Below are 23217 nucleotides of genomic sequence, written 5' to 3'. Positions count from 1 at the left end.
GGAATGGGTGCTCGAGGAGGCCGAGATCGAGCGGTTCCTCGAACTCGCGCAGCGCCTGCCCGAGCTCGGCCCCGAGGAGCTCGGCGGCCTCACCATCACGGCGGCGCCCGGCGTGCTCGCCCAGGTAGACGCGCCCGTCGGCATCTTCTAGGAGGTCCACCACCATGCTGTACGCACAGACACCCGCTCACGAGAAGCGCCGCCGGTTCCGCGAGCGGCTCGCCAGTGGCGAGATCCTGCGGTTCCCGGGGGCGTTCAACCCGCTCTCGGCACGGTTGATCGAGCGGAAGGGCTTCGACGGCGTCTACATCTCGGGTGCCGTGCTCTCGGCCGACCTGGGCCTGCCCGACATCGGCCTCACCACGCTCAGCGAGGTCGCGGGCCGCGGGAAGCAGATCACCCGGATGACCGAGCTGCCCGCGATCATCGACGCGGACACGGGCTTCGGCGAGCCCATGAACGTTGCCCGAACGGTGCAGGAGCTGGAGGACGCGGGCCTCACGGGCCTCCACATCGAGGACCAGGTGAACCCGAAGCGGTGCGGCCACCTCGACGGCAAGCAGGTCGTCGACGAAACGACCGCCCTGCAGCGGATCCGCGCCGCAGTCGATGCCCGCCGCGACGAGAACTTCCTCATCATGGCGCGCACCGACATCCGTGCCGTCGACGGACTGCCCGCGGCGGTCGACCGCGCCAAGAAGCTCGTCGACGCGGGCGCCGACGCGATCTTCCCCGAGGCGATGGCCTCGCTCGAGGAATTCGCGGCGATCCGCGCCGCCGTCGACGTTCCGCTGCTCGCGAACATGACCGAGTTCGGCAAGAGCGAGCTCTTCACCGTCGAGCAGCTGGCGAACGTCGGCATGAACATCGTCATCTGGCCCGTGTCGCTGCTGCGCCTCGCGATGGGCGCCGCCGAGCGGGGCCTCGACGAACTCGATGCCACGGGAACGCTCAACGGCTTGCTCGACCGCATGCAGCACCGCGCCGACCTCTACGAGCTCATCGACTACGAGGGCTACAGCCACTTCGACACCTCGATCTTCAACTTCACCGTCGCACGCTGACGCTCGAGAACGGATCCGCATGACCGACTCCACCACCACCACCGCGCCGGCGCCGGCGCCGGCGCCTGACATCCGCAAGGGCCTCACCGGGGTCGTGGTCGACACCACGGCCATCTCGAAGGTGAACCCCGACACCAACTCCCTGCTGTATCGCGGCTATCCCGTGCAGGAGCTCGCCGCGGCGAAGCGATTCGAGGAGGTCGCCTACCTGCTCTGGCACGGCGAGCTGCCGGATGCCGCGCAGCTGGCCGCGTTCCGGGCTGGGGAGCGCGCCGGCCGGGCACTGCAGCCGAACGTCAGGACCGCGATCGACCTGCTCCCCACGACGGCGCACCCGATGGACGTCGTGCGTACCGCCGTGAGCGTGTTCGGGGCATCCGACCCCACCGCCGACGATTCGAGCCCCGAGGCGAACCTGGCCAAGGCGAAGGCGCTGTTCGCCGCACTGCCGGCGATGGTCGCGTACGACCAGCGTCGTCGTCGAGGCCAGGTCGTCGTGCCACCGCGCGACGACCTCGGCTACTCCGCGAACTTCCTGTACATGACGTTCGGTGAGGTGCCGGATCAGCTCGTGGTCGACGCGTTCGACGTCTCGATGATCCTGTACGCCGAGCACTCCTTCAACGCCTCCACGTTCACCGCCCGGGTCATCACCTCGACGCTCTCCGACCTGTACTCGGCCGTGGTCGGCGCGATCGGCGCCCTCAAGGGGCCGCTGCACGGTGGTGCCAACGAGGCGGTCATGCACCTCTTCGAGGAGATCGGATCAGCCGAGAACGTGACGCCGTGGCTCGACGGGGCGCTCGCCGAACGGCGCAAGATCATGGGCTTCGGCCACCGCGTCTACAAGAGCGGCGACTCGCGAGTGCCCACCATGAAGTCCGCGCTCGACACGCTCATCGCCCACTACGACCGGCCGGATGTCGCGGCGTTGTACGACGCGCTCGCGACCGAGTTCGTCGCACGCACGGGCATCCACCCCAACCTCGACTACCCGTCGGGTCCCGCGTACCACCTCATGGGGTTCGACACGCCGACGTTCACCCCGCTCTTCGTGGCGTCCCGGGTCACGGGCTGGACGGCGCACATCATCGAGCAGGCCGCGGCCAACGCGCTCATCCGTCCGCTCTCCGTCTACGACGGCGTCGAGGAGCGGCATGTCCCGGTCGTCGTCGGCCGACCGGTTGCACCAGAACGAACTCTAGGAGGAGTGATCGATGCCGAACAATGACAAGGTCGTGATCGTGGCGGGGGCTCGCACCCCCGTCGGCACGTTCGGAGGGGCGTTCCGCGGGACCCCGGCGCATGAGCTCGGCGCCGCGGCGGCGACGGAGGCCCTCGTCCGTGCCGGGGTCGGCGCGGACGAGGTCGGCGAGGTGGTGATGGGCTGCATCGGCCAGGTCGCCGGCGACGCCTACAACGCGCGGCGGGTCGCGCTCGCCGCAGGGATGCCCGTGCGCGTGCCGGCCTTCACGGTCAACCGCCTGTGCGGATCGGGCCTGCAGGCCATCTGGTCGGGCGCGCAGGAACTCCGGTGGGGCGGCGTCGACGTCGTGCTCGCGGGCGGCGACGAGAACATGAGCCGCATGCCGTTCTACGACTTCGACGCCCGGTTCAACGATCGGCTCGGCGACCGCACCCTCGTGGACGGCACCGTGGCCATGCTGACCGACCCGTTCACCGGCTCGCACATGGGCGTCACGGCCGAGAACGTCGCGGCGCGCTACGGCGTGTCGCGCGCAGAGCAGGACGAGTTCGCCGTCGAGAGCCAGCGCCGGGCGGCGACGGATGCCGCGCGCGCAGCCTTCGCCGAGGAGATCGTGCGGTTCACCACGGGCGGGAGAAGGCCCGTCGAGGTGACCGCCGACGAGCATCCGCGACCCGGCACGACACTCGAGGTGCTCGCGGGCCTTCGCCCGGCCTTCCAGGAGGGGGGCTCGGTGACGGCCGGCAACTCGTCGGGCATCAATGACGGAGCGGGCGCCGTCGTGCTCATGCGCGAGGCCGAGGTGCGCGAGCGCGGCCTGGGCGGACTCGCCACGATCGAGGCCGTGGCGACCGCCGGAATCGAGCCCGAGCTCATGGGCTACGCGCCCGTCATCGCCCTGGCCCGGCTGTTCGAGCAGACCGGCCTGACCCCCTCGGACATCGGCACGGTCGAGCTGAACGAGGCGTTCGCGGCGCAGGCGGTCGCCGTGATCCGCGATGCGGGCCTCGACCCCGAGCGCACCAACCCCTACGGCGGGGCGATCGCGCTCGGGCACCCCGTGGGCGCGACCGGCGCGATCCTCACCGTGCGCGCCGCGCTCGACCTGCACCGGCGCGACCTGGAGTACGCGATCGTGACCATGTGCATCGGAGGCGGTCAGGCGCTGGCGGCGCTGATCCGGCGCTGGGACGGCTGACGCCGACGACCGCCCGGGTGACTCAGCCGAAGGGAGACTCAGTCGAAGACGGTCTCGATGAACCGGTACTCGACCGCGGTGGGCCGATCGTCGTCCTCCCCGGCGAACTCGAGTCCGGCGGCCCGGGTGTAGATGTAGCGCTTTCCCTGCTCGGCGTTCAACTCGAGTCTCGGGCGAGGGTCGCCCGACTCGAGGAAGGCGGTCGCGACCGTCTTCCCCTCGAGCGGACCGTCGATCAGCTTGGCGGTGTACGAGCTCGCGGAAGAGGTGTCCATGTCGCCATTCTCCTCCGCGACCGGCGATGTGCAAGGGGTGGCGCGAGGGCGTTTCCCGTGCCCCGATCGCGGCAGCTTCGCGGCGTCGAGTGGGTGCACTCACGGTGAGTGTGTGTATGGTGTGGCTGTCGGCGGCACCGTTCCGCCGATCGACGGCACACCGCTCGGGGGGCGAGCTCGGACTGTGCGTTCCCCTATTCAGAGTGAAGAGGAGTCTGGTGGCAGGCGCGAAGAAGTTGGTCATCGTTGAGTCGCCGACCAAGATGAAGTCGATCGCCCAGTACCTCGGCGACGGATACGAGGTGCTCTCGTCGGTCGGACACATCCGTGACCTCATCGAGCCGAAGAACCTGCCCGCCGAGCTCAAGAAGGGATCGCTCGGCAAGTTCTCCGTCGACGTCGAGCACGGCTTCGAGCCCTACTACGTGGTGTCCGACGCGAAGAAGAAGACGGTCGCCGAACTCAAGCGTGCACTGAAGGGCGCCGACGAACTTCTGCTCGCCACCGACGAGGACCGCGAGGGCGAGGCCATAGCGTGGCACCTCCTGCAGGAGCTGAAGCCCAAGGTGCCCGTGCGGCGCATGGTCTTCCATGAGATCACGAAGGAAGCGATCGAGAAGGCGAAGGACAACACCCGCGAGCTCGACACGGCCCTCGTCGACGCGCAGGAGACGCGCCGCATCCTCGACCGGCTCTACGGCTACGAGGTGTCGCCGGTGCTCTGGCGCAAGGTCGGCCCGGGCCTCTCCGCCGGCCGTGTGCAATCGGCCGCGACGCGGCTCGTCGTCGACCGCGAGCGCGAGCGCCTGGCGTTCGTGCCGGCGGGCTACTGGGACCTCATCGGCCGTTTCACGGCGGCGACGGATGTCTCGGACGCGCCGTCGTTCGAGGCGCGCCTCGTCCGCCTCGGCGGCGAGCGGGTCGCCACGGGTCGCGACTTCGACGATATGGGCAAGCTCAAGTCGAAGGCGGTCGTGCTCGACGAGCGGGTCGCCGAGTCGCTCGTCGAGGCGCTGCGTGCCGACGGCGTCGCCCGCACGGTGACGAAGGTCGAGTCGAAGCCGTACTCCCGCCGCCCCGCCGCGCCGTTCACCACGTCGACGCTGCAGCAGGAGTCCGCCCGCAAGCTCCGGCTCTCCGCGCGTGACACCATGCGCGTCGCGCAGTCGCTCTACGAGAACGGCTACATCACCTATATGCGCACCGACTCGACGTCGCTGTCGCAGCAGGCGATCACCGCCGCCCGGAAGCAGGCGACCGCGCTCTACGGCGCGGACTCGATCCCCGACAAGCCCCGCGTCTACGCAAGCAGGTCGAAGAACGCGCAGGAGGCGCACGAGGCGATCCGGCCGTCGGGCGACGTGTTCCGCACGCCCTCGGAGCTGCAGAACATGCTGCGGGGCATCGAGTTCAAGCTGTACGACCTCATCTGGAAGCGAACGGTCGCCTCGCAGATGGCCGACGCCAAGGGCCAGACCGCAACCGTCACGATCGAGGTCGGGCCGACGGCGACCTATGCCCCGGCCCCCGCCGAGGCGTCCGTCGCCGTGGCCGGCACCATCGCCGAGTTCACGGCCAGCGGCACCGTCATCACGTTCCGCGGCTTCCTCGCCGCGTACGAGGAGGGGCGCGACGAGGAGCGCAACGCCGACGACGCGCCGGGCGAGGCCAAGCTGCCGCCGCTGAAGGAGGGCCAGACGGTCGGCCTCGCCGACCTCGAGGCGAAGGGCCACGAGACGAGCCCGCCGCCGCGCTACACCGAGGCGAGCCTCGTCAAGCGCCTGGAGGAGCTCGGCATCGGCCGCCCGTCGACGTTCGCGTCGATCATCTCGACGATCCTCGACCGCGGCTACGTCACGCAGCGCGGCCAGGCGCTCGTGCCCAGCTGGGTGGCGTTCTCGGTCGTGCGCCTGCTCGAGGAGCACTTCGGCGACCTCGTGGAGTACGACTTCACCGCCGAGATGGAGGACGACCTCGACCACATCGCGGCCGGAGAGGCCGACCGCGTCGACTGGCTGTCGAGCTTCTACTTCGGCTCCGACAAGCACCGCGGCCTCCGCCAGGTCGTCGACAACCTCGGCGACATCGATGCGCGCGAGATCAACTCGGTCGCCATCGCGCCCGGCATCACGCTGCGCATCGGCAAGTACGGTCCCTACCTCGAGACGGTCGATCCCGACGCCGCACCCGACGCGCCGCCGCGGCGCGTGAACCTCCCGCAGGACCTCGCGCCAGACGAGCTCACCGAGACGAAGGCCCGCGAGCTCATCGAGGCGCCCGTCCAGGGCGACCGGGTGCTCGGCGTGAACCCCGAGAACGGCAAGGAGGTCGTCGTGAAGGACGGCCGGTTCGGGCCGTACGTCACCGAGGTCGAGCCCGAGCCCGAGGCATCCGTCGACGCCGCGACCGGCGAGGTCGTCGAGCCGGCGAAGCCCAAGCGCGGCGCCAAGAAGGCGGTGCCCGCGAAGCCGCGCACCGCGTCCCTCTTCAAGAGCATGCAGATCGAGGAGGTCGACCTCGAAACGGCGCTGAAGCTGCTCGACCTGCCGCGTGTCATCGGCATCGACCCCGAGTCGGGCGACGAGATCACCGCGCAGAACGGTCGCTACGGCCCGTACCTCAAGAAGGGCGCCGAGACCCGCACGCTGCCGAGCGAGGACGCCATCTTCGAGACCGACCTCGCTGGCGCGCTCGAGCTGCTCGCGCAGCCGAAGTACGGCGCCCGCCGCGCGTCGAGCGCGCTCAAGGAGTTCGACGCCGATCCCGTGAGTGGGAAGCCGATCAAGGTGAAGGACGGCCGGTTCGGCCCGTACGTCACCGACGGCACGACGAACGCGACGATCCCGCGCGCCGAGTCGGTGGAGGACATCACGTTCGAGCGTGCCGCCGAGCTGCTCCAGCAGAAGCGCGACAAGGGTCCCGCCGCGCCGCGGGCCACGCGCACGACGACGCGTTCCGCCGCGCCGAGGAAGGCGCCCGCGAAGAAGGCGTCCGCCAAGAAGAGCACCACGTGACGCGCGGCGTCTTCATCACGCTCGAGGGAGGCGACGGGTCGGGCAAGACGACGCAGGCGGAGCTTCTCGAGGAGTGGCTCGCCGGCCGCGGCCGCACGGTGGTGCGCACGCGTGAGCCCGGCGGCACCGACGTGGGCGTCGAGGTGCGCGAGATCGTGCTGCACCATCGCGGCGACATCGCGCCGCGCGCAGAGGCCCTGCTGTACGCGGCCGACCGCGCGCACCATGTCGCCACCGTCGTGCGGCCCGCCCTCGAACGCGGCGACATCGTGATCCAGGACCGCTACATCGACTCGTCGGTCGCCTACCAGGGTGCCGGCCGCGTGCTCGATCCCGAGGAGGTGCGGTTCGTCTCGGAGTGGGCGACCGAGGGGCTGCTCCCCGACCTCACGATCCTCCTCGACCTCGACGCGGATGCCGCGCGCGCCCGCCTCGACCGGGCGCGCACGCGGTACGACCGACTCGAGGCCGAGGCATCCGAGTTCCACGACCGCGTGCGCACGGCCTACCTCGAGCTCGCGGCCGCCGAGCCCGGGCGGTTCCTGGTGGTCGATGCGGCGCTTCCCGCCGATGACATCGCGGCGGCGATTCGCGGCCGCGTGGCCGGCCTCGTCTGAGCCCTCACGGATCACGGTCAGCGGCGGAAGGTCGGCCTCGGCCATGCCGCGACCCACCGCTCACCGGTCCTCGGTCCGCTCGGGGCGCTCCTCCGGACTATGAGAGCGGCACCGCGCGGATCGCCGTGGCGTACGCCGCGTGCCCGGTGGCGTTCGGGTGGAACGCAGTCGGGGTGGTCGCCGTGACCCACTTCCAGTCGTTGATCCACGGGCTCGAGCTGCCGATGCCGTGGCCGGCGAAGTCGTCCTCGACGTCGACGAAGACGGCGCCGTTCGTGGTCGCGACCGATTGAATCACGTCGTTCAGGATGACCGTCTCGTCGTTCACCTCGTCGGCCCAGGAGTACTTCGGGTTGACGCCCGAGCTGTCCTCCCAGAAGAGCAGCGGATATCCCGTGACGATGACCTTCGCCCCCGGCGCGCGCGCCTCGAGCGAGTTCACCACCGAGGCGATGCTCGCCGCGAACGCGTCCGACGCGGCGATGGCCGCGCCCGTCGCGATGGCAGACGCGCACGCGGTGTCGTCCGGCAGCACGAAGCAGTTCTGCATCACGCCGGCGAAGCCGACGTCGTTGCCGCCGACCGTGACCGTGACGACCTTCGCCGTCGTCGGCACCGTGGCCACCTGCCGCGAGACCACGTCCGCCGTGTCCTTGCCCGAGCAGGCCGGGAACGCGACGAGCTGCTTGTCCGAGTCGGCGTCCAGCAGCTTCGGATAGCTCTTCGAGCTCGTGTAGCAGGTCCGTTCGAGGTAGCTGCCCGCGCCGACGCCCGCTGCGAACGAGTCGCCGAGCGCGGCGTACGTCAGCTCGGTCGTGCCGCCGCCCCCGCCGCCCCCGGGCTTGCCCGGCTTGTCGGGCTTGCCGGCCGAGACGGCAGCGGAGGCCGCATCCGCAGGGCCGACGACGGCGGCGCCCATCACGAGCGCGAGCGCGGCGAGCAGGGCGGCGGCGAGCACCGCAAGCCGCCGACGATCGTACGGGTGGTGGTCGGCGGCGGCGCGCGCGCGGTTCGACATCGCCCGACCCCTAGCTCGCCAGCGCGGCGAGGATCACGTCGCGGTACGCCGCCTGGCCGTCGGCCGTCGGGTGCAGGAAGGTGAGCGCGTCGGCCGGGTCAGATCCCACCCACGCCGCAGGCCCACCGGCGCCGTGGCCGAGGAAGGCCGGTACGACGGGCGCCAGCTCGACGTCCGCACCGGCGTCGTGGGCGGCCCCGACGCCTGCCGCGATCTGCTGGTCGAGCGTCAGCGTCGCACCGTTCACGAACTCGGTCAGCTCATCGAGCCCGTTCGCGAAGGGCAGCGGATAGTCGGTGACGACGATGGCGGCGTTCGGTGCCCGCTCGGAGATCGCCGACACGAGCCCCGTGAGCTCCGTTGCGATGACCCCGGACTCCAGCACCTCCGTCGCTGCGCCGACGGCTTGATAGCACGCGACGGAGTACGGCTCCTGGGCGCACGCGGCGTAGACCGCGCCCGCACCGACGTCGTTCGCCCCGACGGTCACGGTCACGAGGGTCGTGCCACGATTCACCCGCGACAGCTGCGTCGCCGAGACATCCGCGATCGTGGCCCCGCTGCAGGCCGCCTGGCGGAGCAGGTTCGTGCGCGGCTCGGCGTCCAGCAGCACGGGGTAGGCGGCGGTGGATCGGAAGCAGGCGTCGAGCGGAATGCCGGCACCCTGGCCTGCCGCGTACGAGTCGCCGAGCGAGACGTACTTCGCGGGTGGGGCGGGCGGATCCGCGAGGGCGGCAGGAGCGGCGCCGAACAGTGCGGCGACGAGGGCGACGACGGCCCCGACGGATGAGCCGACGATGCGGCTCCTGCGGATGGAATGTGCCGACATGGCCGAACCGTAGCGAGAAGTCGAGGTTTCCGCATCTCCCAGAACAGGTGTCATCAGGACCACGGCCTCCGCATCTCCGGCCCCGCTAGGCTGGCGCGCATGACGGCACGACTGCGATGGGGCATCCTCGCGATCGGCGGGATCGCCCGCCTCTTCACCGATGACCTCCTGCGGAACGGCTTCGACGTTCGCGCCGTGGGCTCGCGTTCGATCGAGTCCGCTCGCGCGTTCGCCGACGAGCGCGGCATCCCGAACGTCGGAGCGCGGAGCGGATGTCCTCGAGCACCGACGTCGCCGCGCTGACCCGGCGGTTCGTCGAGATCGACGCGACCAACCCCTCGCTGGTCGCGGGCGGCGCCGGCGAGCGGGAACTCGCCGAGGTCGTCGCGGCATGGCTCGACGAGCGCGGCTTCGAGGTCCGCCTGGTCGGCGCCGACCCCGAGCGTCCGAGCGTCCTCGCGCGGCGTCGGGGCAGCGGCGGCGGTCGCACGCTCCTCCTCGCCGGGCACCTCGACACCGTGGGCGGCGTGGGTGCGGGTGCGGGTACGGGTGGGCGCGCCGGGGACGATGGCAGCGTCGCGGGTCTGCGGGCGGATGGCGCTGCCGACGCCGCACCCGACCGCATCCTCGGCCGCGGCGCGTACGACATGGCCGGAGGCCTCGCGGCCGCGATGGTCGCCGCCGCCACCGCGCCCGACGGGCTCCCGGGCGACGTCGTGCTCGCGTTCGCCGCGGACGAGGAGTTCGGGTCGCTCGGCATGGAGGAGCTGCTCGCCGCGATCCGCGCGCAGGCCGCCCGCCCCGAGGGCGCGGATCGACGTCCGGACGGCGCCGTCGTGCTCGAGCCGACCGATCTCGGCGTCACGCTCGCGCACCGCGGTTTCGCCTGGTACCGCGTCGAGTATGACGGCGTCGCCGCGCACGGCTCGCAGCCCGACCTCGGCGTCGATGCGATCGAGCGCGCGCTCGACGGGCTCCTCGCCCTGCGGGCCTTCGGCCGCGAGCTCGCGGCGCGGCCGCGGCATCCGCTGCTCGGAACCGGAAGCGTGCGCGTGGCGACGATCGACGGCGGGACGGATGCCGCGACGGTCGCCGATCGCTGCGTGCTCGTCGTCGAGCGGCGAACCCTCCCCGGCGATGCCGATCCGGGCGCCGAGCTCGAGCGGGTGCTCGCCGCGTCGGAGCCGTCGCGGATCGTCCGCGTCGTGTCGCGGCCCGCGATGGAGGCCGGGGCCGGGGCCGCGATCGTCCGCTCGGTGCTCGACGGCGTCGAGCGCGTCACGGGCGCCCCCGCCGACCGCCGCGGCGACCCGTGGTGGACCGACGCCGGCCTCATCGCCGATGCGGGCATCCCGGTCGTGCTCGTCGGGCCGATCGGCGGGGGCGCGCACGCCGACGAGGAGTGGGTCTCGATCGCGTCGCTCGAGGCACTCACGGACGTGATCGGGCGCGTCATCGGGGACTTCTGCGCTGCGACGGACGACCGCGACCCCGCACGCTGAGTCCGTCGCGGGGCGTGTACCGTCGCGACCGGCACTCGGGACTCGTCCGGGCGGCCTCCGTACGATGCCCGGGTGAGCGACGACCGGTTGGCGGGCGACGACGCGGTCGCGCGCGGCGCGGTGTTCGCAAGACGGGGTGGATCGACACGCTGACCACGGGCTTCTCCCGCTGCGGGGACGAGCTCTCGAACGAGTGACGGAGTGCCCGCCCGCGGCATCCCGAACCGCGACAGAATGGAGACGGCGGCTGGACGAACCCCGCCCGAGACCCGAGGAGCGAAGGAGCCGATCATGAGTCGGGCCCTGTTCATCATCGACGTGCAGAACGACTTCACCGAGGGCGGAGCGCTCGGCGTCGACGGCGGCGCCGCGGTGGCCGCCGGCATCACCGAGTACCTCGCCGAGCACGGCGAGCGCTACGACCTCGTCGTGGCATCCCGCGACTGGCACAACCCCGACGACGACAACGGCGGGCACTTCGCGACCGACGTGGCACCCGACTTCGTCACGACGTGGCCGAAGCACTGCATGGCCGGCACGGACGGCGCCGAGTACCACCCGGCGCTCGACACGAGCCGCGTCGACGTGCACATCCGGAAGGGCCAGGGCGTGCCGGCGTACTCGATCTTCGAAGGCACGGATGACGCGGGCGCGTCGATCACGGAGGTCCTCGAGCGCCACGGCATCACCGATGTCGACGTCGCGGGCATCGCGACCGACTACTGCGTCCGCGCGAGCGCGCTCGACGCCATCGAGCACGGACGTCATGTGCGCGTGCTCCGCGATCTCGTCGCGGGCGTCGCGCCCGAGACGTCTGAGGCCGCGATCGCCGAGCTCGGCCACGCCGGGGCCGCGATCGTCGAATCGGCCGAGCTGCCGCCGGGCGAGGTCGCCGAGGCGCCCGAGGCCGACGACGTGGATGCGGCCGAGCCGGCGGATGGCGACGGTGAGGCGGATGCCGCCGGCGCATCGGCCGACGACGAGGCGGGACGCGTGTGATCCCGGAGTCGTCCTCGTCGCCGATCCTCCACGCCGAGTCGCCCGACGGGGTGCTCATCGCCTACCGCGTGCATGGCGACGATGCGGAATCCGGCCGGCCGCCGGTGCTGCTGGTGCACGGCGGCTCGGCGCCGACCGAGCTCTTCGCGACGTGGGACGTGGAGGACGCGGTGCCCCTCGGCGATCGATTTCCTTGTCTGAGCCCTCATGGATCACGCCCTCACGGATCACGGTCAGCGGCGGAAGGTAGCGTGGTGTCGTGAGCGTGTGGAGCGACCTGACCGGGCAGGAGCAGGCCATAGCCGTGTTCCGTTCGGCGGCCGAGTCCGCCGACGCGTCGACTGCGTCGTCGCAGCAGATGACGCACTCGTGGCTCATCACGGGGCCGCCCGGCTCGGGGCGGTCGAACCTCGCGTACGCGTTCGCCACGGCGCTCATCTCGGGCGAGCCCGACGGCGATGAGGCGACCCGCATCCAGGTCGAGGCGCGCAGCCATCCCGACCTGCAGGTGCTCGCGACCGAGGGCGTCATCATCAAGCGCGACGACGTGCGCGAGATCGTGCGGCGCTCGCACTACTCGCCGTCGGTCGGCCGGCATCGCGTCATCATCGTCGAGGACGCCGACCGCATGACCGAGCAGACGTCGAACTTCCTGCTCAAGGAGCTCGAGGAGCCGCCCGAGCGCACGGTCTGGATCCTCTGCGCACCGAGCGAGGCCGACCTCATCCCGACCATCCGCTCGCGCGTGCGCACCGTGCGGCTGCAGATGCCCTCGGTGGCCGAGGTGGCGGCGCTCCTCGAACGTCGCGACGGCATCGAGCCCGACCTCGCCGAGCGCTCGGCTCGAGAGGCGCAGTGCCACATCGGCATGGCGCACCGGCTCGCGACGAGCGAGGAGGCGAGGCTCCGCCGCGCCGAGACCCTGCGGCTCGCCCTCGCCGTGCGATCGGCGGCGACAGCCGTCATGACCGCGGCGCGGTTCCTCGAGATCGCCGGCGACGACGCGAAGGCCATCACCGAGCTGCGCGACGCGGAGGAGCGCGCGCACGCGCTGCACTCGCTCGGCCTCGCTCCCGGGCAGGCCGTGCCCGCCGCCCTCCGGCCGCAGTTGAAGGCCCTCGACGACGACCAGAAGCGCCGGGCCACCAGGAGCCTCCGCGACGGCATCGACCGCATCCTCGTCGACCTCGCGTCGCTGTACCGCGACATCCTGCTGATCCAGCTCGACGCCCGTGTCGACCTCGTCAATCGCGAGCTGGAGCCCGAGCTGCGCCGGGCCGCGGCATCTGCTGCTCCCGCGACGACGCTCGCCACGCTCGACGCCATCCAGGCCGCGCGCGAGCGCATCGACGGCAACGTGCAACCGGCGCTCGCCCTCGAGGCGATGCTCGTGAGCGCGATCCGCACCGCCACGACCGAACAGGGAGCCGCATGACCGGGGCACGCACCAGCACCACGAGGGGGCGGATGCCGCGGCGCGTCCGTGCGGTCGCGGCCGCAGGCGTGCTCGTCGCCACGTTCGCCCTCACGGGGTGCCTTCCGTCGATCCTGGACGCCGAGAAGCCCGTGTCGACCCCGACCGGGGAGGACGTCGCCGAGGCGCTGCGCCCGTTCTACACGCAGGTGCTCGAATGGGAGCGCTGCGGCGACGGGCTCGGCTGCGCGAGCGCGACGGCGCCGCTCGACTGGGACGACCCCGAGCGCGGCGAGATCGAGCTCGCACTCGTGCGCCACGTCGCGAGCGGCGACCGGATCGGGTCGCTGCTCGTGAACCCGGGCGGTCCCGGCGGTTCGGGCTACGAGTTCATCGCCGAGTCGCTCGCTTACGCGGTCGGCGAACCGCTGCAGGAGCGGTTCGATGTCGTGGGCTTCGACCCTCGCGGAGTCGGCCAGTCGTCGGCGGTGGCCTGCTACGACGCCGAGCAGATGGACGAGTACCTCTACGGCATCGTGCCGGCCGAGCGCGGCAGCGACGCCTGGGTCGACGCGGTCGGGGCGGCCTCGGCGGACTTCGGGCAGGCCTGCGCCGAGCGCACGGGCGACCTCCTCGGCGAGGTCGACACCGTGAGCGCGGCGCGCGATCTCGACCTGCTGCGGGCGATCCTCGGCGACGAGCAGCTCAACTACCTCGGCTACTCCTACGGCACGTTCCTCGGAGCGACGTACGCCGAGCTCTACCCCGAGAAGGTGGGCCGCCTCGTGCTCGACGGCGCGATCGATCCATCGGCGAGCGACGCCGAGGTCACCGAGGCGCAGGCGATCGGCTTCGAACAGGCGCTGCACGCCTACCTCGAGGACTGCCTGACCGGAACGGAGTGCCCCTTCGACGGCACGGCCGACGACGGCATGGCCGAGGTCGGCCGCCTGCTCGCCTCGGTCGACGCGAGCCCGCTACGCGGTTCCGATGGCCGCATGGTGGGCGCCGACACGCTGCTCACCGCCATCATCTACCCCCTGTACAGTGCCGACTCCTGGCCGTACCTGAGCCAGATGCTCGAGTCCGTCATGTTCGGTGAGGCCGACTACGCGCTCTCGTTCGCCGACGGATACAACGGCCGCAACGAGGACGGCACCTATCTCGACAACTCGACCGAGTCCTTCCGGGCGATCAACTGCCTCGACTACGCGTACCAGTCCGATGTCGGCGTCATGCGCGAGAAGGCCGCGTCGGTCGCCGCCGCCGCGCCGACCATCGGGCCGTACTTCGGCTTCGGCGACCTGGCGTGCGTGAACTGGCCGCACCAGGGCGAGCGCGAGCGCGGGCCCATCCACGCCGAGGGTGCGGCGCCGATCCTCGTGATCGGCACCACCGGCGACCCGGCGACGCCCTACGAGTGGGCGGTGGCGCTCGCCGACCAGCTCGCGAGCGGCGTGCTCGTGAGCTACGACGGCGAGGGCCACACGGCCTACAACAAGTCCAACGCGTGCGTCGACGACACGGTCGAGGCGTTCCTCATCGACGGCACGGTACCCGCGAACGACCCAGGCTGCTGACGTGGTCAACGCTGCCCTCCGGATCCGCTAACATGGACTCTCGTGCCAGCGGGATCGCATCGGTGATGCGCTGGCCACGCCGCCTTAGCTCAGTCGGCAGAGCGATTCACTCGTAATGAATAGGTCGTGGGTTCGATTCCCACAGGCGGCTCCGTGCGTGAGGTCGCGACCGGGAGTCCGGCAGGCACCACTCCAGGACACCGTACCGTCCGCGGCAGTACGCGACGATCTCGCGATCGCGGGGGAGGTCGGACAGCCGTCCGGTCAGCTCCTCGAGGGGGATGTGCTTCGCGCCCGGGAGGTGTCCTCCGGCATACCCCGGCTCCGGACGGACATCCAGGAGGATCGCATCACCGCCGTCGATGCGGCGAACCAGCTCGTCGGTGTCGACGGCCTCGGTATCGGTCACCCATGGTCAGCCGACTCCGGCGTCATCTCGGCGGGACGATGATGCGTCTCGTACATCCTCACGGCGACCACCACGGCGGAGACGACGCTGACCGCCGCCGCCACCCAGACGGCGGTGCGTAGGCTCCACAGGTCGGCGACGACACCGCCCATGAGCGCGCCGACCGCGTAGCCCAGGTCGCGCCAGACCCGGTAGATGCCGACGGCGCGTCCCCGCCATGCCGGGTGCGCCACGTCCCCGACCACCGCGAGCAGGGTCGGGTAGACCATCGCCGTGCCCGCGCCGAGCAGCATGGTCCCCGCTGCCCACAGCTCGAAGCTTTCGGCGGACGCGATCACGGCGAGGGCGGCGGCCTGGGTGGACATGCCCGTGACGATGAGGTACTTGCGGCCCCACCGGTCCGACAGTGCGCCGGTGAAGAGCTGGCCGATGCCCCACATCGCGGGATAGAGCGCGAACAGCACGCCGATCTGGCCGACAGGGAGCCCCGAGCTTGCGAACAGCAGCGGGAACAGTCCCCACGACAGGCCGAAGTTGAGGTTGTTGACCAGGCCCGCCTGGCTCGCAGAGGAGAGGGCAGGCTCGCGGAAGCTGGTCTGCGCGAACACCTCGCGGTTGCTGAGCTCGCCGTGCAGATGGTCATGCCGGCCGTCGGCGCGGGGCACGTGACCGGATGCCTCGGCCTCGGCGTGGCCCCGGGTCTCCCTGACCGCCAGCGTGGAAAGCCCCAGTGCGAGCGCGGTGTAGGTCAGGCCGAGGAGGAACGGCGCAGGCCGGAGGCCGAACTCCGCGGCCAGGTAGCCGGCCGCCATCGAGGTGATGGCGACGGCACCGTAGCCGGCGGCCTCGTTCAGGCCCATCGCCAGGCCCCGCTGCTTCGGACCGACCAGGTCGATCTTCATGATCACCGTGGTTGACCAGGTCAGCCCCTGGTTGACGCCCAGCAGCACGTTGGCCGCCACGACCCAGCCCCACTCGGGGGCCCAGATCAGCATCAGAGGCACCGGCACCGCGAACAGCCATCCCGCGATCAGCACCGGTTTGCGGCCGAACCTGTCCGACCATGCGCCGGCGAAGTAGTTCGCGGTCGCCTTGGTGACGCCGAAAGCGATCACGTAGGTGAACATGAACGTGTAGCCGGTGAGCCCGAACTCGTCCTCGGCGAGCAGTGGCAGGACCGTCTGCTGCTGGCCGACCATGCCGCCGACCAGCGCGTTGATGGCCACCAGGATCGTGAACTGCGCCGCGTTCGCGCGAAGGCCCAGGGTGATCGGTCGCCGGCCCCGCTTCGTGGCCACGCCCCGGCTCATGCGGCCGGCTCCGGGTTCTCGCCAACACCCATCGAATGCCCTCCTCGGAAGTCGCGGCCAGGCTCGGACAACACTACAGCCGGTGCGGCTGCGCGACATTCACGTTGCCGCCGTCGGGCACCACCACGCGCTCGGTCGGGAGCGGGGCGTCGAGCGCGTTGACGAGGGCCGGCGGTTTCGCGGCGGTGCTCGGCGGTGCAGCACACCACCCGCGCGGACCTCGCGGCGGAACGGCGTGTTCGGCCGGTGGAAGCCCTCCCGCCGACACGTGCGCAGGCACCGCGCGCGCCACTCGTCAAGGGGGCGCGGCAGGCTGCCCGCCACGGCTAGTCTGGGCGCAACGACCCGGCGGGTACCCGATCGCCGGGATGCAGAGCATCGGGGGGCCCGGTGGGCAGACTGACCTACGATTCGACGTTGACGGTGGACTTCGACGACCGCGTCCTCGCTCACCTGCAACTCGTGATCGGCGCCAAGCTCCGGCGGGGGGAGTCGTTCTACTTCAGTTGGCGCGACGATCCGGCGGTCGGCGACGGGCGGTCGACGCTCTGGATCCATCCGACGGTCCCGCTCCACTTCAAGTACGCGGGCGGGCGCCAGCCGTCGATCAACCGGGCGTGGATCGACCTGCTCATGGGCACGGCGAACTCGCCGAGCGGACTGCACCTCATGCCCGAGCCCGAGGACACCGGCACCAGTGGAGACCGGGAGCCATGAAGCGCATCGGCATCATCTACGGCGGCCGCGAGTTCTCGATCGGCCAGGAGGGCTTCGATCAGATGAAGTCGGAGGTCGAGGCGGCGCACCGCGACGGGCGCTCGATCTGGATCCGCGTGAACTACGGCGAGGGCCGGCCGCAGGCCGCCGAAATCCTCGTCGGTCCGGGCATCCCGATCGCGCTCCTGCCGATCCCCGACGAGCCGCCGACCGCGGCCGATCAGGCCGACGATTCCGCGGATGGCCACCTGGCCCAGACGTCCGAGACCTCGGACTAGACCTCGTCGGTCCAGTCGTAGTCGACGGCCTGTTCGGTGTCGGGCACGCCGTGGTTCGTGATCGGATGCATGGGCGCCAGCTCGGCGGTCAGCGACCGCAGCCGCTCCACGAGTTGCTCGTCGCGGAGCTCGTCGTCGTCCCCCGCGTCGATGCGCTCGGTCACGATCTGGCTCGCGGGACCGACGAGGAAGTTCACCACGCTGAGCCTGCCGTCGTCCGGGTGGCGCACCGGGATCTCGATGGCACCCGTCGTGCCGCGACGGCCGAGGGCGGCCGCGTACGACACCAGTGCGTTCGCGATGGCCGTGCCCGTGAGGAACTGGTCGCCGGCGTAGTAGATGCGCTCCATACTCCACGAGTAATCGCTCGGCAGGGTTCGGATCAATCCCTTGACTCGGAGCCGGAGCGGTCGTAACTCCTCAGCCGGGGCATCGCACGCTGGGCGGGCGGCTCCGACGCTAGGCTTCGGGCCATGACGGATCGACTGCGCTGGGGCATCCTGGCAACGGGCGGTATCGCCCGACTCTTCACGAACGACCTCACGCTCAACGGCTTCACGGTGCAGGCGGTGGGCTCGCGGTCCAGGGAGGCGGCCGACGCGTTCGCCGCGAAGTTCGACATCCCGACCGCCCACGACAGCTACGAGTCCCTCGTCGCCGACCCCGAGGTCGACGTCGTCTACGTGTCGACGCCGCATCCGATGCACGCGGCGAGCGCACGACTCGCGCTCGAGGCGGGCAAGCACGTGCTCGTGGAGAAGCCGTTCACCGTGAACGCCCGAGAGGCGCAGGAGCTCGCCGACCTCGCCGCCGAGCGGGGGCTCCTCATACTCGAGGCCATGTGGACCCGGTACCTGCCGCACATGGTGCGCATCCGCGAGATCATCGCCGACGGCACGCTCGGCGAGCTGCGCACCCTCATCGCCGACCACACCCAGCGGCTCCCCGATGATCCCGAGCACCGCATCAACGCGCTCGAGCTCGGCGGCGGCGCCCTGCTCGACCTCGGTATCTATCCGATCTCGTTCGCGTGGGACCTGTTCGGCGCGCCGCTCACGGTCCAGACGACGGCCACCTTCAAGGCCACGGGCGCCGACGCCCAGATCGCGACGATCTTCGGGTACGACGGCGATCGGCTCGCGACGACGCTCTCGGCGAGCCACACCCTCGGACCCAACACCGCGTCGGTGCTCGGCACCGACGCCCGGATCGAGATCGACCGGGTCTGGTACACGCCGACGACCTTCCGCGTGGTCGCGCCCGACGGTTCGGTGCTCGAGGAGTTCCGTTCCGACGTGACCGGCCGCGGCATGCACTTCCAGGCGGCGGCGGTCGAGCGGCTCGTCGCCGAGGGGAACCTCACGGGCGATGTGCTCCCGATCGACGAGACCGTCGCGATCATGGGCACGCTCGACGCGATCCGCGAGGAGATCGGGCTCCGTTACCCCGGCGAGTGACCGGCGAGTGACCGGCGAGTGACCGGGGTGCGGCCGGGGTGCGGCCGCGGCGGTCGTCGCCCGGGTCGCGCCGTCGTGCGCCGGGGGATCCTCAGGAACCGCCCGAGACGGCCGCGTACAATTCCCGGGTGATCGACGAGACGGATGCCGCGGGCGAGCCCACGACGCCCGGCGACCCCGTCAACGACTCCGCGAACCGCGCCGATTCGACCGCCAGGCGCGGGCTCGCGGCATCCGTCGTCGCCTTCGCTCGGAAGCACCGGCTCGCGCTCCTCATCACGGCCGGCGTGCTCGCGCTCGCGCTGCTCGGCTCGGGCGCGCTCGCCGCCGGGGCGGCGGTGAACGCGCCCGCCGGGGCCGGCGCCGCGACCGCGCCGCCGCCCACGCCGACGGCCGAGCCGGCCAGGCCCGCACCCGCGGCCGCGGTGACCCCGAGCCGCATCCGCACATGCTCGGTCGCCGACCGCGCCGCCGACGGCCGCCTCGCGAACCTGCAGGCGCAGGTCGTGAACGCGGCCACAGGCGAGGTGCTCTACGATCGCGGCGGCACGACGCCCTCGCGCACGGCAAGCGTGATGAAGGTCCTCACCTCGGCGGCCGCGCTGTCGGTGCTCGGCCCCGACTTCCGCGCGGCGACGACCGTCGTGAAGGGCGCGGAGCCCGGCTCCGCGGTGCTCGTCGGAGGCGGCGACGTCACGCTCTCGCGCACGCCGAGCGGCACCGAGACGGTGTACCCGGGCGCCGCGCACCTCGACGAGCTCGCGGCTCAGGTGCGCGCGGCCTGGGAGGCCGACCCGGCGAACCCGCCGCTGACGAAGCTCGTGCTCGACGCCACGTACTTCGGCGGCGACGAGTGGGAGCCGAGCTGGGATCTGGTCGAACGCGAGTACGGCTACATGTCGAACATCACGGCACTCCAGGTCGACGGGGATCGCGACGATCCGACCGCGAACACGTCGTGGCGCAGCGGCGACCCGATCTCGCGGGCCGGCGAGGCGTTCGCGGCCGAACTCGGCGGCATCCGGGTGATCGAGCGGGGCACCGTGCCGTCGGGTGCCGCGCAGCTCGGGCAGGTGCGCTCGCCGACCGTCGCCCAGCTCGTCGACAAGGCGCTCGTCGTCTCCGACAACACGGTCGCCGAGATGCTCGCGCGGCTCGTGGCGATCGAGACGGGCGCGGGCAACACGTTCGGGGCGGTCAACCAGGGCGTGCTGCAGGGGCTCGCCGCGTACGGCCTCGACACGACCGGCATCACGGTCGTCGACGGCTCGGGGCTGAGTGACGACAACGCGGTGCCGCCTTCCTACCTCACGCAGTTGTTCGTGAAGATCAACGCCCGGGAGGCGAACCTCGGCGTCGTCATGGACGGACTGCCGGTGTCGGGACAGCGGGGGTCGCTGTCGTACAGCGACCGCTTCGCCGGCGACAACGCCGTCGCCGCCGGGGCGGTCTCGGCCAAGACCGGCTGGATCGAGACGGGCTACACGCTCTCGGGCGTCGTCCGCGCGCAGGACGGTGCGACCCTCACGTTCGCGATCTACGCCCTTGGCGACGTGTCCGACGACGCCAAGCAGGCCATCGACACCCTGACGACCGGCTTCTTCCTCTGCGGCGACAATCTCTCAGACCAGTGAGCGCGCCTGCGCGGGCTGGAAGAATGGGAGGCACGGCGGCGCGCGATTCGCGTGCCAGACGAGCGAAGGAGACACCATGACGCGGGCGTTGTTCATCATCGACGTGCAGAACGACTTCACCGAGGAGGGCGCACTCGGCGTCGACGGGGGAGCGGCGGTGGCCGCCGGGGTGACCGAGTTCCTCGGCCGGCACCGCGACGACTACCGCGTGGTCGTGGCATCCCGCGACTGGCACTCGAGCGAGAACGACAACGGCGGCCACTTCGCCGTCGGCGACATGGATCCCGACTTCGTGGACTCGTGGCCCCCGCACTGCGTGGAGGGCACCGAGGGTGCCGAGTACCACCCGGCGCTCGACACGGGCCTCGTCGACGTGCACATCCGCAAGGGGCAGGGGGTGCCCGCGTACTCGATCTTCGAGGGCACGGATGACGCGGCGGCCACGGTGAGCGAACTGCTCACCTCGCGCGGCATCACCGACATCGACGTGGTCGGCCTCGCGACCGACTACTGCGTTCGCGCAAGCGCGCTCGACGCCCTCGAGCACGGACAGCACGTGCGCGTGTTCACCGACCTCGTGGCAGGGGTCGCGCCCGGGTCCTCCGAGGCGGCGCTCGCCGAGCTCGGGCACGCGGGCGCCGTCATCACCGAGTCGGGTGCGCTCGAGGAGCAGGAAGCGTGAACCGCGCCGCGGCCGCCTCGCCGGCGCCGACGCTGCACGCGGAGTCGCCCGACGGCGTGCTCATCGCCTACCGGGTGCACGACGAGGGCGAATCGGATGCCTCGCTGCCGCCGGTGCTGCTCGTGCACGGGTTCGCGTCGAACTCGCGGGTCACCTGGGAGGGCACCGGCTGGGTGCGCGCGCTGCTCGACGCGGGCCGCGCGGTCATAACGGTCGACCTGCGCGGCCACGGCGAGAGCGACAAGCCGGCCGACGCCGACTCGTACACGCCCGAGCGCCAGGGTGCCGACCTCGTCGCGGTGCTCGACTCGGTCGGGGCGACGCGCGTCGACGTCGTCGGCTACTCCATGGGCAACCGGGTCGTCTCGGGCCTGGCCGAGCTCGCGCCCGAGTGCGTCCGCCGCGTCGTGATCGGCGGGGCGGGGCCGCGGGAGTGGTTCGCCACCTGGGATCTCGACGAGGCCCGGGGCGTGCTGCTCCGCGACGAGCCCTCGGGCAACCCGCACCTCGAGCGGGTGCTGCGGCCGGCGATCGCCGCGGGCGCCGACCGCGAGGCGCTGCTCGCCTGCATCGAGGGCGTGCTGGGCGCACCGCTGTCGATTCCCGGAGGCATCCCGACCCTCTTCGTCGCGGGCGAGCAGGATCCGGTTCCCGAGGGCGTGCAGGAGCTCGCGCTCGAATGGGACAGCGACCTGGTCACCATCCCGGGCCGCGACCACGTGTCCACGCTCACGTCGCGCGCGTTCAAGGACGCGGCGATCGCGTTCCTCGCCGCCGAGTCGGCCGCGACCGACGAGGACTGACACACCTGACGAATCCGGCCGACTTCGTCGGCGAGCCGGTCAGAGCTGGTGGCCGAGCTTGTACTCGCCCTGCTTCCACTCGGGCATCGAGGCCTCGCCCTCCTCGGGACGGGTGTACGAGAACCCGTCGGCACCGATGGTGACGGCCATCTCGCTGGCGTCGGTGCGGGCGACGACCTTCTGCGGGGTGCCGTCGAGGTCGAGCACGAGCGACGCCTCGGTGTACCACGAGGGCACGACCGGGTTGCCCCACCAGTCACGGCGCTGGTTGTCGTGCACGTCCCAGGTGACGACGGGGTTGTCGGGATCGCCCGTGTAGTAGTCCTGCGTGTAGATCTCGACCCGGTGGCCGTCGGGGTCGCGCAGGTAGAGGTAGAACGCGTTCGAGACGCCGTGGCGTCCGGGACCGCGCTCGATGCGGTCGCTCATGCGCAGGGCGCCGAGCTTGTCGCAGATGGCGAGGATGTTGTGCTTCTCGTGGGTGGAGAACGCGACGTGGTGCATGCGGGGGCCGTCGCCGCCGGTCATGGCGGTGTCGTGCACCGTCGGCTTGCGGCGCATCCAGGCGGCGTAGACGGTACCCGCCTCATCCTGGATGTCCTCGGTGACCCGGAAGCCGAGGTCCTGCATGAACTTCGTGGCGCGCGGCACGTCGGGGGTGACCTGGTTGAAGTGGTCGAGGCGCACGAGTGCGCCCGGGGTGTACAGGTCGTAGCGCCACGCGAGGCGCTCGACGTGGTCGACGTCGTGGAAGAACTCGTAGGGGAAGCCCAGCGGGTCCTCGACACGCACCGAGTCGCCGATCCCCGTGGTGAAGCCCTCGGCGCGGCGCTCGACGCGGCATCCGAGCTCCGTGTAGAACGCGACGGCCTTGTCCAGGTCCTCGGGAGTGCGCACGCGGTAGCTGAACGCGGCGACCGCTGCAACGGGACCCTTGCGCAGCACGAGGTTGTGGTGGATGAACTCCTCGAGGGAGCGGAGGTGGACGGTGTCCTCGTCCTCCTCCGTCACGGTGAGGCCCAGCACGTCGACGTAGAACGCGCGCGAGCGCTGCAGGTCGGTGACGACGAGCTCCATGTAGGCGCAGCGCAGGATGTCCGGCGCCGGCGCCGATGGGGTCGGGATCGGGTGGTCGGCGTGGATGGGGGCCTCCTGCGAGACGTAGAAGCCCGAGGAGGTGAGGGTCTTGTCGTTGGTGCTCATTTCGCGT

22 protein-coding genes, 1 tRNA gene and 1 pseudogene are annotated in these 23217 nt (G+C 71.4%); 17 read left to right on the top strand and 7 right to left on the bottom strand.

Features of this window, described 5'->3' with window-relative positions; translation table 11 throughout:
- Window positions 1-164 precede the first annotated feature (164 nt).
- From prpB to IEX31_RS03805, 3 genes are read left to right on the top strand one after another with little or no spacing between them, the layout of a single operon-like run.
- Window positions 165-1064 carry a methylisocitrate lyase gene (gene prpB / locus IEX31_RS03815; RefSeq protein WP_188742101.1) on the top strand — a complete coding sequence of 300 codons (900 nt, stop codon included), beginning with the start codon at window positions 165-167 and terminating at the stop codon, window positions 1062-1064.
- A 19-nt stretch (window positions 1065-1083) separates the two neighbouring features.
- Window positions 1084-2295, top strand: a complete 1212-nt coding sequence (locus IEX31_RS03810) for a bifunctional 2-methylcitrate synthase/citrate synthase (RefSeq protein WP_188742100.1) — start codon at window positions 1084-1086, stop codon at window positions 2293-2295.
- On the top strand, window positions 2282-3469 hold the full coding sequence (locus IEX31_RS03805; protein WP_188742099.1) for a thiolase family protein: 1188 nt from the start codon (window positions 2282-2284) through the stop codon (window positions 3467-3469). The genes IEX31_RS03810 and IEX31_RS03805 overlap by 14 nt, the downstream gene beginning before the upstream one ends.
- Before the next feature lie 38 nt (window positions 3470-3507).
- Here IEX31_RS03805 and IEX31_RS03800 read toward each other — a convergent pair whose 3' ends face one another.
- Complete coding sequence (locus tag IEX31_RS03800; RefSeq protein WP_188742098.1) at window positions 3508-3744, bottom strand: hypothetical protein; 237 nt, start codon at window positions 3742-3744, stop codon at window positions 3508-3510.
- 218 nt (window positions 3745-3962) lie between these two features.
- On the opposite strand from IEX31_RS03800, the gene topA reads away from it, so the two are divergent.
- A complete protein-coding gene (topA, locus tag IEX31_RS03795; RefSeq protein ID WP_188742097.1) occupies window positions 3963-6758 on the top strand; it encodes a type I DNA topoisomerase in 2796 nt (931 codons plus the stop codon).
- Complete coding sequence (gene tmk / locus IEX31_RS03790) at window positions 6755-7375, top strand: dTMP kinase (RefSeq protein ID WP_188742096.1); 621 nt, start codon at window positions 6755-6757, stop codon at window positions 7373-7375. The genes topA and tmk overlap by 4 nt, the downstream gene beginning before the upstream one ends.
- Window positions 7376-7472: 97 nt before the next feature.
- On the opposite strand, the gene IEX31_RS03785 is transcribed toward tmk, so the two are convergent.
- Together IEX31_RS03785 and IEX31_RS03780 are read right to left on the bottom strand one after the other, a co-directional pair.
- Window positions 7473-8393 (bottom strand): SGNH/GDSL hydrolase family protein, encoded by a 921-nt coding sequence (locus tag IEX31_RS03785; RefSeq protein WP_188742095.1) that lies wholly within the window; start codon window positions 8391-8393, stop codon window positions 7473-7475.
- A 10-nt stretch (window positions 8394-8403) separates the two neighbouring features.
- Window positions 8404-9222, bottom strand: a complete 819-nt coding sequence (locus IEX31_RS03780; RefSeq protein WP_188742094.1) for an SGNH/GDSL hydrolase family protein — start codon at window positions 9220-9222, stop codon at window positions 8404-8406.
- Window positions 9223-9321: 99 nt separating this feature from the next.
- Here IEX31_RS03780 and IEX31_RS03775 point away from each other — a divergent pair, with 99 nt between their 5' ends.
- The 6 genes and pseudogenes from IEX31_RS03775 (at window position 9322) to IEX31_RS03750 (ending at window position 14868) form a co-directional block, all read left to right on the top strand.
- Window positions 9322-9525: a hypothetical protein gene (locus IEX31_RS03775; RefSeq protein WP_188742093.1), complete on the top strand. Its 204-nt coding sequence runs from the start codon at window positions 9322-9324 to the stop codon at window positions 9523-9525.
- Window positions 9495-10724 (top strand): M20/M25/M40 family metallo-hydrolase, encoded by a 1230-nt coding sequence (locus IEX31_RS03770; protein ID WP_188742092.1) that lies wholly within the window; start codon window positions 9495-9497, stop codon window positions 10722-10724. Before IEX31_RS03775 ends, IEX31_RS03770 begins: the two co-directional genes overlap by 31 nt.
- 291 nt (window positions 10725-11015) lie before the next feature.
- Window positions 11016-11588 (top strand): annotated as a pseudogene (locus IEX31_RS03765) (isochorismatase family protein); the annotation flags it as partial.
- Window positions 11589-11982: 394 nt separating this feature from the next.
- Window positions 11983-13158 carry a DNA polymerase III subunit delta' gene (locus tag IEX31_RS03760; RefSeq protein ID WP_188742090.1) on the top strand — a complete coding sequence of 392 codons (1176 nt, stop codon included), beginning with the start codon at window positions 11983-11985 and terminating at the stop codon, window positions 13156-13158.
- A 32-nt stretch (window positions 13159-13190) separates the two neighbouring features.
- Window positions 13191-14717, top strand: a complete 1527-nt coding sequence (locus IEX31_RS03755; protein WP_188742089.1) for an alpha/beta hydrolase — start codon at window positions 13191-13193, stop codon at window positions 14715-14717.
- 78 nt (window positions 14718-14795) lie between these two features.
- Window positions 14796-14868: transfer RNA gene (locus IEX31_RS03750), tRNA-Thr, on the top strand.
- Here the strand turns inward: IEX31_RS03750 and IEX31_RS03745 are convergent.
- Together IEX31_RS03745 and IEX31_RS03740 are read right to left on the bottom strand one after the other, a co-directional pair.
- Complete coding sequence (locus tag IEX31_RS03745; protein ID WP_188742129.1) at window positions 14824-15126, bottom strand: rhodanese-like domain-containing protein; 303 nt, start codon at window positions 15124-15126, stop codon at window positions 14824-14826. The genes IEX31_RS03750 and IEX31_RS03745 overlap by 45 nt on opposite strands.
- Window positions 15123-16436 (bottom strand): MFS transporter, encoded by a 1314-nt coding sequence (locus IEX31_RS03740; protein WP_188742088.1) that lies wholly within the window; start codon window positions 16434-16436, stop codon window positions 15123-15125. The genes IEX31_RS03745 and IEX31_RS03740 overlap by 4 nt, the downstream gene beginning before the upstream one ends.
- A 390-nt stretch (window positions 16437-16826) precedes the next feature.
- Between IEX31_RS03740 and IEX31_RS03735 the strand changes: the two genes are divergently transcribed.
- Window positions 16827-17153 carry a DUF7882 family protein gene (locus tag IEX31_RS03735; protein ID WP_188742087.1) on the top strand — a complete coding sequence of 109 codons (327 nt, stop codon included), beginning with the start codon at window positions 16827-16829 and terminating at the stop codon, window positions 17151-17153.
- Window positions 17150-17431 (top strand): hypothetical protein, encoded by a 282-nt coding sequence (locus tag IEX31_RS03730; protein WP_188742086.1) that lies wholly within the window; start codon window positions 17150-17152, stop codon window positions 17429-17431. Before IEX31_RS03735 ends, IEX31_RS03730 begins: the two co-directional genes overlap by 4 nt.
- Here the strand turns inward: IEX31_RS03730 and IEX31_RS03725 are convergent.
- The gene (locus IEX31_RS03725) at window positions 17428-17781 is read right to left on the bottom strand and encodes a hypothetical protein (protein WP_188742085.1); all 354 of its coding nucleotides are present in this window, start codon (window positions 17779-17781) and stop codon (window positions 17428-17430) included. The genes IEX31_RS03730 and IEX31_RS03725 overlap by 4 nt on opposite strands.
- A gap of 123 nt (window positions 17782-17904) precedes the next feature.
- On the opposite strand from IEX31_RS03725, the gene IEX31_RS03720 reads away from it, so the two are divergent.
- The 4 genes from IEX31_RS03720 (at window position 17905) to IEX31_RS03705 (ending at window position 22007) form a co-directional block, all read left to right on the top strand.
- Complete coding sequence (locus IEX31_RS03720) at window positions 17905-18888, top strand: Gfo/Idh/MocA family protein (RefSeq protein WP_188742084.1); 984 nt, start codon at window positions 17905-17907, stop codon at window positions 18886-18888.
- Between the two features lie 128 nt (window positions 18889-19016).
- Complete coding sequence (locus IEX31_RS03715) at window positions 19017-20522, top strand: D-alanyl-D-alanine carboxypeptidase/D-alanyl-D-alanine-endopeptidase (RefSeq protein ID WP_188742083.1); 1506 nt, start codon at window positions 19017-19019, stop codon at window positions 20520-20522.
- Between the two features lie 76 nt (window positions 20523-20598).
- On the top strand, window positions 20599-21204 hold the full coding sequence (locus IEX31_RS03710; RefSeq protein ID WP_188742082.1) for an isochorismatase family protein: 606 nt from the start codon (window positions 20599-20601) through the stop codon (window positions 21202-21204).
- A complete protein-coding gene (locus IEX31_RS03705; RefSeq protein ID WP_229662082.1) occupies window positions 21201-22007 on the top strand; it encodes an alpha/beta fold hydrolase in 807 nt (268 codons plus the stop codon). The genes IEX31_RS03710 and IEX31_RS03705 overlap by 4 nt, the downstream gene beginning before the upstream one ends.
- A gap of 39 nt (window positions 22008-22046) precedes the next feature.
- On the opposite strand, the gene hpaD is transcribed toward IEX31_RS03705, so the two are convergent.
- Window positions 22047-23210 (bottom strand): 3,4-dihydroxyphenylacetate 2,3-dioxygenase, encoded by a 1164-nt coding sequence (gene hpaD / locus IEX31_RS03700; RefSeq protein ID WP_188742081.1) that lies wholly within the window; start codon window positions 23208-23210, stop codon window positions 22047-22049.
- Window positions 23211-23217: the final 7 nt, after the last annotated feature.

This window comes from Agromyces bauzanensis, from assembly GCF_014645655.1.
GTDB classification, from domain to species: domain Bacteria; phylum Actinomycetota; class Actinomycetes; order Actinomycetales; family Microbacteriaceae; genus Agromyces; species Agromyces bauzanensis.
This window is presented reverse-complemented; position numbering and strand designations above follow the sequence as displayed.